Annotated in this window: 8 protein-coding genes; 6 read left to right on the forward strand and 2 right to left on the reverse strand. The window is 65.9% G+C overall.

All coding sequences use genetic code 11. The annotated features are described in order from the left end of the window. Nucleotides 1-87 precede the first annotated feature (87 nt). The 3 genes from J2S44_RS05250 (at nt 88) to J2S44_RS05260 (ending at nt 4,610) form a co-directional block, all read left to right on the forward strand. On the forward strand, nt 88-642 hold the full coding sequence (locus J2S44_RS05250; RefSeq protein ID WP_310409467.1) for an NADPH-dependent F420 reductase: 555 nt from the start codon (nt 88-90) through the stop codon (nt 640-642). A gap of 171 nt (nt 643-813) precedes the next feature. After that, entirely contained in the window at nt 814-3,585 is a 2,772-nt protein-coding gene (locus J2S44_RS05255; RefSeq protein WP_310409468.1) for a helix-turn-helix transcriptional regulator, read from the forward strand. A 428-nt stretch (nt 3,586-4,013) separates the two neighbouring features. After that, on the forward strand, nt 4,014-4,610 hold the full coding sequence (locus J2S44_RS05260; RefSeq protein WP_310409470.1) for an Atu4866 domain-containing protein: 597 nt from the start codon (nt 4,014-4,016) through the stop codon (nt 4,608-4,610). Between the two features lie 922 nt (nt 4,611-5,532). Here the strand turns inward: J2S44_RS05260 and J2S44_RS05265 are convergent. Beyond that, nucleotides 5,533-6,270, reverse strand: a complete 738-nt coding sequence (locus J2S44_RS05265) for a hypothetical protein (RefSeq protein WP_310409471.1) — start codon at nt 6,268-6,270, stop codon at nt 5,533-5,535. Between the two features lie 109 nt (nt 6,271-6,379). On the opposite strand from J2S44_RS05265, the gene J2S44_RS05270 reads away from it, so the two are divergent. After that, a complete protein-coding gene (locus tag J2S44_RS05270) occupies nt 6,380-9,856 on the forward strand; it encodes a tetratricopeptide repeat protein (protein ID WP_310409472.1) in 3,477 nt (1,158 codons plus the stop codon). Here J2S44_RS05270 and J2S44_RS05275 read toward each other — a convergent pair. After that, a complete protein-coding gene (locus J2S44_RS05275) occupies nt 9,853-10,386 on the reverse strand; it encodes a DNA-binding response regulator (RefSeq protein ID WP_310409473.1) in 534 nt (177 codons plus the stop codon). The genes J2S44_RS05270 and J2S44_RS05275 overlap by 4 nt on opposite strands. Nucleotides 10,387-11,453: 1,067 nt before the next feature. Between J2S44_RS05275 and J2S44_RS05280 the strand changes: the two genes are divergently transcribed. Together J2S44_RS05280 and J2S44_RS05285 are read left to right on the forward strand one after the other, a co-directional pair. After that, nucleotides 11,454-11,969, forward strand: coding sequence for a DUF4365 domain-containing protein (locus J2S44_RS05280; protein ID WP_310409474.1), 516 nt, complete (start codon nt 11,454-11,456; stop codon nt 11,967-11,969). Next, on the forward strand, nt 11,966-13,081 hold the full coding sequence (locus tag J2S44_RS05285) for a hypothetical protein (RefSeq protein WP_310409476.1): 1,116 nt from the start codon (nt 11,966-11,968) through the stop codon (nt 13,079-13,081). The genes J2S44_RS05280 and J2S44_RS05285 overlap by 4 nt, the downstream gene beginning before the upstream one ends. Nucleotides 13,082-13,214: the final 133 nt, after the last annotated feature.

The following is a 13,214-nucleotide window of genomic DNA, read 5'->3' on the forward strand; positions in this document are numbered from 1 at the left end:
TCACCGATTCCACGCGCACCGAGGTCCGGGAGAGTGAGCCGCCATCGCACCACCGCTGCCGCGTCAGAGGAATCAGGAGGGTGCCAGATGGAGATCGCAGTCGTAGGGCGCGGGCATCTCGGTTCAGCCCTGTCCCGGTTCTGGACGAAGACCGGCCATCAGGTCACGACGCTGGGACGCGACGGCGGGGACGTCACCCGCGCCGACGTACTCGTCATCGCCGTGCCGGCTGCCGCGATTCCCCGGGCCCTGTGGCACGTGCGCGGCTATCGCGGCGCGATGACCATCGATGCGACGAACCTTCAGGGCCCGCCGCCGGCCGGGCACCCGTCCCTGGCGCACCTGGTGCAGTCGCTGGTCGGTGGTCCGGTCGCGAAGGCGTTCAACACCGACTACGCGTTGTTGTACGACGATATCGAGCGCCAGCCGATCCGCCCGAGCCACCTGTACGCCGCCGACGCGGCGGCGCGGCCGGTCACCGAGCATCTGATCCGCGACATCGGGTTCACCCCGGTGTTCATCGGGGATCTCAGCCGTGCCGCACTGCTGGAGCAGCACCTGCGCCTGGTCCGTGCCATCGCCGGCAACGGCTACGGACCGCACTTCGCCTGGTATCGCCTGCCGGAGGACCGGTGGGGGTGACGCTGGACACCCAGGATGGCCGAAAACGCCCTTTGGGTAGGCAAAGCGACGTGCTGGCGGCCGGATGTGATCAGGTCGACGCACGCCGGCAAAGGTGTGGACCGTTTCCGCTCGTAGGCTCGTCCGAATGTTGAACTCTGCCGGCGCGTGGACCCCGGTGCCCGATCAAGCATGACCTTCCTTGGACGACGCCAGGAGCGCGCCGCACTACGCGAACACATCGAGGCGGCCCGTCGTGCGACCGGCGGCGCCATCCTCGTCACCGGGCCGGCCGGCATCGGCAAGACCGCACTCGTCGGCGAGACGATCCAAGCCGTGACCGGTGTGCGAGTCCTGCAGACCGTCGGCGCTCAGTACGACATGGAGTTGCCGTACGCGGCCCTGCAACAGCTGCTACAGCCGCTGACCGACAGCATCGAGTCCCTGCCGGAGCAACAGGCCCAGGCGGTCGCCTCCGCGTTGGGGATGGGGATGGGGAAGACCGTGGCGCCGTCGTCGGTGCTGGTCGCCCTCGGGACGCTGAATCTGCTCGCCGGGACGGCCGAGGATCTCCCCGTGATCTGTGTCGTCGACGACGCCCACTGGCTGGACGACGCCTCGTCGCAGGCGCTGGCCTTCGTAGCCCGCCGGTTGGGCGGCATGGCGGTGTCCCTGATCTTCGTGGCCCGGGAGCCGCTCACCTCGGACGTGCTCAACGGTGTGACCGTGCTACGGCTGCACGGCCTCGAGGACACCGACGCCCGCATCCTGCTGCGGACCAGTCTGCGTGCTCCGCTCGACCCACGCGTTCGGGATCGCATCCTCGCCGAGGCTCAAGGCAATCCGCTGGCCCTGCTGGAGCTGCCGCGCAGCGCGGACATGGGGGCTCTGGCCGGCGGCTTCGGCATCCCCGCAGGCGCTCAGCTGCCCCGCACCCTGGAGGCGGGCTTCCAGGAGCGCCTGGAACGGCTACCGGCCCACGCCCGCCTGTTCCTGCTGGTCGCGTCGGCGGATCCGACGGGCGACCCGGTGGTCGTGTGGCGTGCGGCGCGTCATCTCGGGCTCGACCCGGTCTCGGCGTCGCACGGGGTGGACTCCGGGCTGATGCAGACCGACATCCGGATCCGGTTCCGGCACCCGCTGGTGCGCTCCGCGATCTACGAATCGGCCACGAGTGACGACCGCCGTGCCGTACACGACGCGCTGGCCCTGGCCACCGATCCGCTCATCGACCCCGAACGCCGGGCATGGCATGCGGCGCAGGCGGCGGTCGAGCCGGACGAGCGGCTGGCAGAGGAACTCGAGCGGCTGGCAAACCGGGCCCGGGCCCGTGGCGGCCTGGCCGCCTCCGGGGCGTTTCTCGAACAGTCCGCGGCCCTGACGCCCGACATCGGCGCCCGGGCCCGGCGCCTTCTTGCCGCCGCCCTCGCCCGTCGCGAATGCGGCGACTTCAGCCGCGCTCTGCGGCTGGTCGCCGAGGCCGAGGCCGCCGGGCACGATCCGGTGGTGCACGCCGAAGCGCAGGTGGTCCGCGCCCGGGTCGCCTTCGACCGAGGCCGCGACGAGTCGGCCGTTCGTGAACTGATCGCGGCCGCCAAGGCCGTCGGTCCCTTCGACGTACTGCTCGGCCGCGACGTCCTCTTCGATGCCCTCGCTGCGGCGACGTTCCTGGGGCGGATCGCCACCTGGTCACTGACCGTGGACCTTGCCGAGGCCGTCCTGGGTCTGCCGGTCGTTGAGGACCGTAAGCGCCCGCTGGACCGGCTGCTGGACGGGTTGATCTCCAGGATCACCAACGGCGGCAAGGTCGACCAGCAGGCTATTCGGCCTGTTCTCGCCCTCTACATGAAGCATGGCAGCGAAGCCGGTCAGGACACTCGGGCCGACGAGCGTTTCGGCATCGGCGAGCTGTGGCTGGCGTGCAGCGCCGCCGAGGACATCTGGGACGACCGGATCTTCGTCGCGCTCGCCCGCCAGCAACTCGACTACGCCCGGGACAACGGTGCGCTCGCCGCGATGCCGGTCGCGTTGAGCTATCGGGCGCTGAGTCTCGTCCACGAGGGCCGGTTCCCGCCGGCCCAGCGTCTCGTCGACGAGGCGTACGCCGTATCGGACGAGATCGGAGCGCCGCGAATGGCTTTCGTCGACATGGCCATCGCCGCCTGGCAGGGCGATCGGCAGCGGGTACGGAAGCTCACCGAGCAGGCCGCAGCCGACGCGACCGCCCGCGGCGAGGGCCGGCTGCTGACCGCCGCGGAGTACGCCACCGCTGTCCATTTCAACGGCATGGGCGAGTTCGAGGCCGCGGCCGACGCCTGCCGGACAGCGGTCCACCTCGACGAGCCCAGCTTCCCGGTCTGGCTGATCCCGGAGTTCGTCGAGGCCACCGCGCGGTCCGGCCAGCGGGAGGAAGCGCTCGAGGTGGTCCGGCGTCTGGAACAGGTCGCTGCCGGACTCGACACCGACTGGTGCACCGGAACAGCGCGCTACATCCGTGCGCTGGTGAGTGCCGGCGACGAGGCGGACACCGCCTACCAGGAGTCGATCACATATCTGGCCCGCACCAGCGGCCGAATCCACTTGGCGCGAGCCCGTCTCGCTTACGGCGAATGGCTCCACGGCGAGGAGCACAAGGGCAGGGCACGCGAGCAGTTGGAAGCCGCACACGAGATGTTCCTGTCCATGGGCGCCCGGGATTTCGCCGGCCGAGCCAGTCGCGCACTGCGCGCTGCCACCGGAGTGGTCCGGCGCCACAACGCCGGAGAGGCGGCGCTGACCGCTCAGGAGCAGGCGGTGACCCGTTTGGTCGCGCGCGGAGCAACCAGCAAGGAGGCGGCGGCCGAGCTGTTCATCAGTCCGCGTACGGTCGACGCGCACCTGCGCAGCATCTTCGCCAAGCTCGGTGTCAAATCGCGCCGCGAACTGCGCGACATGTACCGAGAAACGGCGGACGGCGGACGGTGATGCCGGACGGGTGCGGGTTCGCCCTGAGCCCTGTTCAAAGCTGCCCAGCTCGTTGCCACCGTCGCCGCAGGTGATCGTCAGACGGTTCCCGACCGTCGGTCCCCACGCGCGGCTCCGGCCTTGGCCGCGGGCGGATGCCGGCCTGCCGGCCCCGCTGAGGTGAGCGCGGTAGGTAACACACTTGCCGCCTGCCGAGTCCCGGGTATCCGTGCTGGTCGCCTGTCCCAGCGGCGATAGGCGACAATCACCGATGCGAACCGGGCGCGAACTTCCGATCCTGGATGCAGGGTCCGGCCGAGAGGAGAACCGTGGTGCGCGGAGGTCTTCGTGCGCTTGCCGCGACCGTCGTAGCCGTGACGGTCATATCTCAGCAGGCGTGCTCGGCCGGGGTCACCCGGACGTCGGCCACCACTTCTGCAGGAGGAACCGTGCTGTTCAAAAACGTTCAGGTCCATGGCCCTGCGGGGAGCCTGCTCGCGGACGTACGGGTGAGGGACGGCTACGTCACCGCCGCCGGACCGGACTCCGAGGTGATCGACGGCTCGGGTCTCGGCCTGGTTGCGGTGGTGCCCGCGATCGGTGGGAATCGGGGGCACATGGTCGGGCGCGTCGAACCGGGCATCCCGGCCGACCTGCTCCTGGTACCTCAGGCGGCGATGCCTGAACTCGGCACGCCCTGGTGGCGTGTCATCGTGACCCGCCGTGACGTCCGCGCGCTGCTGACCCGGGGCCAGGTGATGATCCGCGATGGTGACCCGCTGGACCGGCCGGCGAACCCCGAAGGCGCCCGGATCGGAGTATGGGTCGACCAAAACGACTGGCTCCATCAGGAGTTGCTCCCGCGAGGACGCTACGACGAGACCCGCGGTGGGCGCGAACATGCTTACACCGGCCGCTACTGGCTCGACGGGGATCGCATCGACTACCTTGACGACTCCGGCTTCTACGCCTTCGGCGAGTTCATCGGCGACCAGCTGTTCCACGCCACATTCGTCATGCGGCAGCAAGCACCCGCGCGCCACTGAAACTGCAAAGGCAGTCAGCTGGATGCTCAGCCACGGCGTTTGTAGCGGCTGAGTCAAGCTTGGCGCGGTGCCAGTATGACCACCACCAGATGTAGACGGGTTGATGGTGGTGGACCGCCGCCCGGAGGCACTCCCGCGGTCCGAACCGGAGCCGCGCCGGTTACAGGGGACACGAACCGAGATCAGACACTCGCCGCACACCGTTGCTGGGCGAGAGCCGACGTCAATCGGACGAATGCCCATGCGGACGAGTGAGGCAAATCGGCCGGATCGGGCCAGGCGAGGCCCCAGTCGACATGCGAAGCCCTCCTAATCACCGCATCCCTGAACAAAACGTCCAGTGATGCGGTGTCCCGGCGGCCAGCCAAGCGCCCGGAGCAGTCGTCGCGCGGACACCCGGCCCGATCGGTCACAACGCGCCACGTCGAGCGCGCCGCCGTCAGCGGCAGCAACACCAACTAGCGAAGGACGGGGCAGGGCCGGCATCGCAGCCCGCTTGAGATCAGCAGACGGCCGATCAGGCGGCAGAAGCGCCCCCATCACCTGCTCGCGGCCGGCATCGTGAGACCGCTCGGGGCTCATACCGTCCATGATCGCCGCCCGCAGGCAGCCGCGCGCACATATCCCAAAAGCCGGTAACGACTAATAGCCGAATCGATCAACCGATTCGGCTGCCGCCCCTCATGGTGAAATTCCACCATGACTGGTGTCCGAGGATCGACTCGAACTCGTAACACACACGCCGGTGCTCGGAGCATGGTCAACGTGGATCGAGTTAGTAGCCGCTAAATGACGACAAATGCTGCCGGGATGCCGACCGCGCGCCAGCGGCGCCCAACTCAGGGCCGACCACTGGCATCTCAGCAGCGCAGAGACCCCTGCCGGTCCACGTTCCTCCTCAGGCACGTAGACGGCTTCCGGATCATCCCGCACGCCGCGTTCTGTAGGCGCCCGAGTTCCTCCGCAGGATGACCTTGACGTCTTCGTAAGCCTTGTCGATCTCGCTTTGTGGCCGAAATTCTCCTTCGGTATCGTCGAAGTCGCGGAGAAATGCTGCCAGAGCTGGAAACTCGTCCTCGTCGCGAAGGATCTTACTGACTCCCATCGGCCGAAACATTTGCTCAGAGTTTGCTGACTGGGATCTATCGGTGTTCTTCGCCAAGCTCTGGATCCTCATCTCCAAGATCTTCTTGTCCAGCGATTCCTGCCGGCTGACGCGCAGCAGCCTGAGCTCGTGCTCCTTCACGATCGGCTTGAGGTAGTGCCGCATTCGGTGGATCTGCTGCCGCAGCGTGCCGTCACTGTTGTACACCTCAGGCAGGGCGATGACCCGCCGCAGCAACGCCCGCATTTCGCGGCATCGCTCCACGAGATCCGCGTATGTCCTGGCATCCGGTGTCGAGACCAGACGCATCGCCGCGCCTTCGATCGCGTCTTGACCTACGACGAGGTCTTGCAGGATTGCCGTCCACGACTCCCTCCTCGCCCGGGTGATGTCGACTTGCCGAAACACCGCAGTGATGAGGCCAGTGCCGGCCAGCACCGTACCGAGCTGAAGCAACCACCGTCCGATCTCAGACCAGACCCCGGAGGCTGTCGGCGCGCCGATCAACAACAGGATCCCGGCGACCGTGACACCGGTCGCGAGCAGAAACAGCACGACGGCGAGAACCACGATTCCGCGTGGTCGCCAGGCACTCATCCTCATGCCGAAAGCCTGCCACGCCTCACCGGTTCAGTTGATATCCATGGCCGGTTAGATTGACAAGATGGAGCGCCTCATGGACCGGCCTGCATGGGACCGGGGACCGGGTAAGGCACACAAGAAGCTTCTCGATGCGCTGGCTAAGGCTCTGGAGACACGTAACTGCCAACTCCAGCACGTGAAGTGGTTCGGCGCCGGCCGCAGTGACTACCCGGTAGCCAGTATCATCCGCTACGAGGACGGGCCCGACCACCGCATCCTCAAGTTCAGCACCGATGAGCAACAACAGCGCATGGAAGCAGCACTACTTGGGGAGAACGCCTTCGTCGCGCAACATCTGGCCACGGTCGAGAGGGAGCGGATCCCGCTCGGCGGCAACAGATGCGCCGTCTACATGCAGATCGCCGGCGACGACGTTGATGATCTTCTGTCGTTGGAGGACCTCCGTGCCCGAGGCCGGACGGTCGACTACGGCTTCATCGTCCGGGCGGTGGTTGGTGAATGGAACGAAGGTAAGCCGATCCCGGTCAACCGGTCCGCACGATCTGTGGTCGCCCGCATCGTCGGTCGATGGCGTGGGCCAGCGCTCCGTTGGATTCGTGCAGCATCGCACTTGGACGACTTCTCGCCGATCGCCCTACTGGCTGGCAAGGCGGGCCGTCAGGTGGTCCAGAGCGTGCTACTGGGCAAGGCGCACGGTGACTTGAGCTCGCGTAACATCCTCATCCCTGCCAACCTTCGGGTCGAGTCCAGCGGGTTTCACCTGATCGACTACGACCACTTCAGCCAGGACGCCCCGCTGGCCCGCGATCCGATGCATCTGCTTGTGGGATTAGCTCTCGACGAGTTCGCCGATCGACCGGCGGTACGCGGAGAGATTATTAAGGCGATCGTCAACCCCGGCAACCCGGATATTTCTCCCGAGGTCGGCGACTTCGCTCTTGTCAGTGCGGCGATCCATAACGCCTGCGCCGATAGCTTCCCGAGACGGCGGGGACTCTCCCGGCACATGCGCGAGCAATGTCTGCTCGCGTTGGTCGGTGTCGCCCTCCGCCACGTCGGACGTGATCGGCGAGTGAAGAATCCTGAGGAAGTCAAGCGCTGGTGTTATGAGCTCGCGGTCGCCGCTGCGCACCGGTTCGAGGAGGTATGCGAGCAGTACGAGGACCCCCCGCGGATCTCTCGGGACCCCGACGGGCCCACGCCTCCAATCATCGACCGATATTTCGAGCGTGAAGACCTAACCTATCGATTGGCGTACGGCCCGCATGGGGTCGTTTCCGTCGAGGGGAAGCGTGGCATCGGCAAGACCAAGCTGGTCGATGTGGTGCTGGAGGATGTGGCCAAGCATCACGGTAGGGATGGGCTGCGGGCCGAGCGACACCACGCTACCGCAAATCGAAGCCTGGACCTGCGGACCTTGGTTGAGCTCATCAGTGCCCGACGTGCTCCGGTCAGATCCGGTTCACCGTTGGTGCTACTCGAGTCCGTGTTGCGCAAGCTGCGGAACACACCGGTCGTCGTCACCGTCGCGGAAGCGGAGAACCTGCTGGAGCCAGATACCCATCAGATCGCCGATCCTGACCTAGCCGAAGCCTTTGACATGATCAGCACGGAACCGGGCCACCGCGTATCGGTTGTGCTCGAAACGGAGCACGGTGCCGTGCTGCCGTCGACACAGTCCTGGCCCGACAATGAGCCTGTGGTCGTTCCCCTTATGGAGGAGAACGACTTCCTAGACATGCTGCGCGCCTTGCATCCGCGTATGGGCAGACAGCTGGACGACCTGCCGAACGCCGAGCAGGGGTCGTTGTGGGAATCGGCCGGCGGTAATCCGCGGATGGCTGAGCTCATCTGTGCCTCGGTGTGCGAGCACCCCGTCATGACCCTGCCGGAACTTGTCGTGGAGCTGTACAGATACCGCGAAGAGCCAGTTGCTTGGCTGATCAAGCGACTTCTTAAGGGCATGCCCCGAGTCGCGAGGCGAACTATGCGCGCACTCGCCGCGCTCCGAGTGCCGCTGCCTGCCGTGATCATCGCGAAGCTGGTGGAAGAGCCAGAGAGCATGGTTCGCCAGTCCCTCGATAACCTCTCAGGCCGTCGAGTGATCGGCCAACAGGGAGATTTTTACTTCATCTCACCTGCGGAAGCGACGATTGTTATCCATACCGTCCGGCAGTCGAAGCGGTTGGAGTTGTACGACGCCGCCGCCGATGTCCTGGCCGCGTACAGGGAATCTCAGCCCGCTCCGCGGCGGGTGGACGACCTCCGCTACCACCTCGCCGAGGTGGACTGCCTGATCGATGCCAGCGCTCATGGCGCTGCTTGCGACGAGATTGCTAAGATCGACAAGTACCTGGTGCAGTGGAACTGCGCCAGGCTGTTGCTGCGCCGGCGCGAGCAGATTCGTGGGCGACTCGACACGACGCGGCAGGAGATGCACAACGAGGATGCTCTCGGCGGCATCTACGTCGACATGGGCAAGCTGGACCGGGCTGGCAAAGCGTACAAACGTGCACTGCGGCTCGCCGGACCTGATACCCCGCCCGCGGTCATGGCCCAATTGCAGGCGAACATCGCCGACATGTATTGGGCCGCCAACGATATGGGCCGTGCGCAGCGCTCCAACGAGATAGCGCTGGCGAAGGCGGCCGAGGCGGGCAACCAGCTCGCCGTGATGAAGTCGCTCATCGGCCTGGCCGACTGCCATCGACGTCGGGGCGATTTCACTGCCGCAATCACGCGCGCGAATCAGGTCTTCAGCATCGACGAGCTCGCGAAGCTGGTCACGACGAACTGGGAGGCCCGAGTCCAAGCGGTCACTGCGGCCGTGCGATTGGCCCGCTGGCATGCCGAACACGATGGGTCCGCCGACCTCGGCCAAGCTCGCCAGTGGTTGGCGCGGGCCGAAGAGCTCTCTAGCAGCGGGAAAGCCTGGCACCGGGCTGTCTACCTGGATGCATTAGCCGACCTACGGCTGACTGAAGGCCTGGTAGACGGCAATGTCGATGAGGCGGAGGCCGCGGCCCGCGAAGCCATCAGCCTCGCCTACCGTGTCCAGGACCAAGCAGTTTTGCTGCAATCCCGAACAACCCTATGCGTCGCTCAGCTGCAGCGTGGACGATACCCGCAGGCCGCTCAGGAGATCCGAAGAGCCGTACGATACCGCCCTGAAGGCCGTCATCTCGTCATACCGGCCCTGCTCGCGCTGACCACCCGCCTGGTCGGCGATCACGACGCAGCTACCCAGCACTTCAACGAACTCCGAGCCGGGGCAGCAACTCGCATCGACCGAGAACCTGGCGCCCCGAGCGACTTCGGCGCCCGGCACTTCCACGGATTCGCGATGTGCGGGCTGTTCGTCGCCGGTCACGGTGACATGGAAACGGCCAAACGCTCGCTGGGTGTGGTAGACCTGCGGCACAAACCACACGCGCCTGGACTGATCGCCCGGATGGTGTTCCTCGTGCAGAAACTCGATGAGTCCGGGCCCCGGCCCGGGATGCTCCAGCCCGCGATTGACGCCCTCCGAAGCCCCTAGATCCAGCCGCGATCGCGGGCATGCACGACAGCCTCTATCCGGTTACTTGCGCCTATCTCCCGGTACAGCGCGGCCAGCAACCGGAACATGGCTCGCTCGGAGTACCCCATCTGGGTAGCCAGCTGAGCCACCGTCATGCCCGACGCCAACTTCCCGAGCCATGCGATCCGATCCGGATCGACTGCCCCGGCCTGCTGTTCACCGCCGTTGGCGAGCAGAGACACCACTGCCGTAGGCAGGACTGACTGGCCGTCTATGGTGGCTTCGACAGCTCGGCGCAGCGAGTCATGGGCAACGCCCCGTGGGAGAACTGAGCGTGCGCCAGCCCGCACCGCGCGGACGCCGTCAGAGGCGGAACCTTCGTCGACAAGTGCGATGACCTGAACCGTCCGCAGGCCGTCAAGTAGTCGCCATTGCGGTATGCCAGCCATGGTCAGCAGAACCAAGGCCGACGGCCGTCGAGCGGCCCAGCTAACGGGGTCCGTGGGCGTCTCGACCTGATGGCCGGCGGCGGACAGCACGTTGGCCACCCCCTCTCTGAACATCGGGAGGGGGTCGATGATCGCGACGTAAGCCGTGGCGTGATCCCTTCTCTAGTCCGGCACCCTGGATCATTTCGCACCGCGGGGGCGTTGCGGGCGGCGCGCCCGGGACACCATCTGGCAGGGCCATGACCCAGATCTGTCATAGACCGGCGCGCGGCAACATTCCTACTGTCGAATTCAGGGGTTCACAGTGGTCTATGACGATGACACCGGGCGGCGAGTGCATCTAAGCCTGCCGCTAGAGAGCATGAAGGAACTGGCCGCGAGAATGTCGAACCGGCCGCTACCAGCCATTGTTGATGCCATCGCGCGGGCCGTGAGGCGTCGCGCAAAGGGACCGAATCGACCCAAAGTCAGCCCGTCCCGGATCAAGTCTGATCTTCGCCGCTCACAAATCGATGTGACAGTCGAACAGGTGGCCTGGGTAATGGTGAACGAAATGCGGGCACCCGAGGTTACTCAGCCTCCGCGCCCCCGCTCACGGCAACAAACCCGCACTCCTCGACGGTCAGGCAAAACTCGCGAGTAGCCGAATACCTGCATCGCTCTCGCCATAACCCGAATAAGTCACTGAGCGACGTCAACTGATCGTCGTGTCCCGATTTCCACAACCGCAGTTGCGGGACGCCTGGTCCACGCAACCGCGCGACCGCGCCCACCCGAGCGAGCCCCGGCTCAAATCTGACGCGCATGGACGATATCGCCGTTCGGACAAGCAGACTGCGCGCCCGAGCCCCATCCGGCAAGTCGATGTCCGGGAGATGGCGGGGCACCGGGCATCAGCTCTCGCGCCGGCCGCGTCAGCGATCTTCGTGCGACCGTCGTCCAAAACAGGACGCCAGGGCTGGCCGCCATCGACACGGATCCGAGCGCCTTCCAGAACTCCACTCGACAGTCGACTTGAGGCGACATTTCCTCTAAAATCACCCAAAATTTGCACCCGCCATCCGCACGACCATCCCGCCAATAGGCATCAGGACTTCACCCGCAAGGTAACAAGAAGTATCTTTACGCCCACGGATTGCTTCGGTTGCCGGCTCGGGACAAGGTGGATGGCGTACAACAAGTTCAACCATCAGGGCTACTTCGGAGAGAGCTTCGTCCGGGTGCTGGTCAGTGCCGCCGGCCTGATCGCCGGCCAGCAGGATGTCGATCACACCGGTGTGGACTTCTCGATTGATCTTCCCGGCGTTCGGGGCACGGCGCGATTTCCCAAGATCGAGGCGCAGGTCAAGTCATGGTCCGCGCCCAAGGGTAACGATCTCTACTGGCAGTACCCGATGGAAGTCGGCAACTACAACAACCTGGCGGGTGAGGGGTTCTCGGTGCCCCGCTATCTGTTCCTCATCGTCGTGCCGGATGACGTTGACCAGTACGCACACGTGGACGAGACCGCCACGCGGCTCAGCCACTGCGGCTACTGGGCGTCCCTTCGCAACCTACCGGTGATCGAGGACGGTTCCCAGAAGACGATCACGGTGCGGGTGCCGAAGCAGAACCTGTTGACCGTCAAGGCGCTCCGCACTCTGCTGCAGCCGGTGCCGATTCAGCGGGTGCCCGCATCATGACCCCCGTCAGCGCGGATGAGCTGCGCACCGCCGAGGCACTTGAGCCCGAGGCCTTCGCCCAGTACCTGTCGACCACCGGCTGGTCTCTTGCACAGCAGCTCGAACGAGCGACCCTATGGACTCGCAGCGAGACCGATGGAGAGTTTCAGGTGCTGGTGCCCGGGGACCGGGCTCTCCGGGACTACGCAAGCCGGGTGTCCGATCTCCTCGCCACGGTCGCCACCGTCGAGGAACGACCGGTTCGGCTACTGCTCGACGAGCTGGAGTCCGGCGGTGTCGACACACTCTCGTTCCGGCTCCTGCCCGGCGGCCCCTCCGGCACCATCCCGCTGTTTAACGCGACCGATGCGCTTGCTGGTGTGAAGGAGCTCGTCGTCTCATCGACCTTCTCCCTGCTGAGCCCCGAACCGATGCTCGTACAGGGGCGCCGGCCAGACGCGGTGCTCGACTTCGCGAAGTCTGTTCGGCTCGGAACGCCCCGGGCCGGAAGCTGGGCCATCGCGGCACAACTGGCCCTGCCCGACAACGCAACGAACGGCGAGATACCTCTAGCCCGTCAGGTGGCACTGCGGATGCACAGCGCGGTCCGTGCGTGCTACGCCGCGTCCGGTGAGGCGTTGCGCGATTACGACATCGGGCTCTTCCTCAGTCGTACCGGCGAAGGGGTCTCCTCGAATGTGTGCGATGCGCTCGCCAAGCTCGGTCGGGACAACGTCCCGTATGACATGCGGTTCAGCTGGGCACGGTCCCTGCCGGCCAGCGTTCCCGCGCGCTCGTTCCGCTTCAATGCCGCCAGGATCGAAGTGCTGCGGACTGCCGCCGAGCAGCTAAAGGTTGCGGTCCCGGACGGTGAAACCACGATCGAGGGTACGGTCAGCAAGCTCCGGCGGGATATCGGCGAGGGCGGTCAGGCCACGGTCCGCGGTCCGCTCTCGACGGCCTACGGCTCGTCGGAACGCCCGGTAAGGGTCTTGCTGCCCGATCACCTGTACCAGAGCGTCGTCAGCGCGCATGGACGCCAGCAGCAGGTGCGCATCACCGGGGTTGCTGTGCGAGGCCGCATCGAAAGGGTAACCAGCGTCGAGATACTGGACGAGACAACGCAAATATGAGGTCTCTGCCAGCGACGATTCCCTCTTTCGGCTGATAGGCGCAACAACCGAACGACGGCAAAGAATCCGTACGTGCGGTTCCATCCGGCTGTGTTGATCTGGATACGATCAACGCTGCCCAACGACTGACAGA

This window comes from Catenuloplanes niger, assembly GCF_031458255.1.
GTDB lineage: Bacteria > Actinomycetota > Actinomycetes > Mycobacteriales > Micromonosporaceae > Catenuloplanes > Catenuloplanes niger.

What these genes read in the sequence shown, in the direction of transcription:
- J2S44_RS05250 (WP_310409467.1), top strand. Translation starts at nt 88, where the DNA reads ATGGAGATCGCAGTCGTAGGGCGCGGGCATCTCGGTTCAGCCCTGTCC.
- J2S44_RS05255 (WP_310409468.1), top strand. Translation starts at nt 814, where the DNA reads ATGACCTTCCTTGGACGACGCCAGGAGCGCGCCGCACTACGCGAACAC.
- J2S44_RS05270 (WP_310409472.1), top strand. Translation starts at nt 6,380, where the DNA reads ATGGAGCGCCTCATGGACCGGCCTGCATGGGACCGGGGACCGGGTAAG.
- J2S44_RS05280 (WP_310409474.1), top strand. Translation starts at nt 11,454, where the DNA reads ATGGCGTACAACAAGTTCAACCATCAGGGCTACTTCGGAGAGAGCTTC.
- J2S44_RS05285 (WP_310409476.1), top strand. Translation starts at nt 11,966, where the DNA reads ATGACCCCCGTCAGCGCGGATGAGCTGCGCACCGCCGAGGCACTTGAG.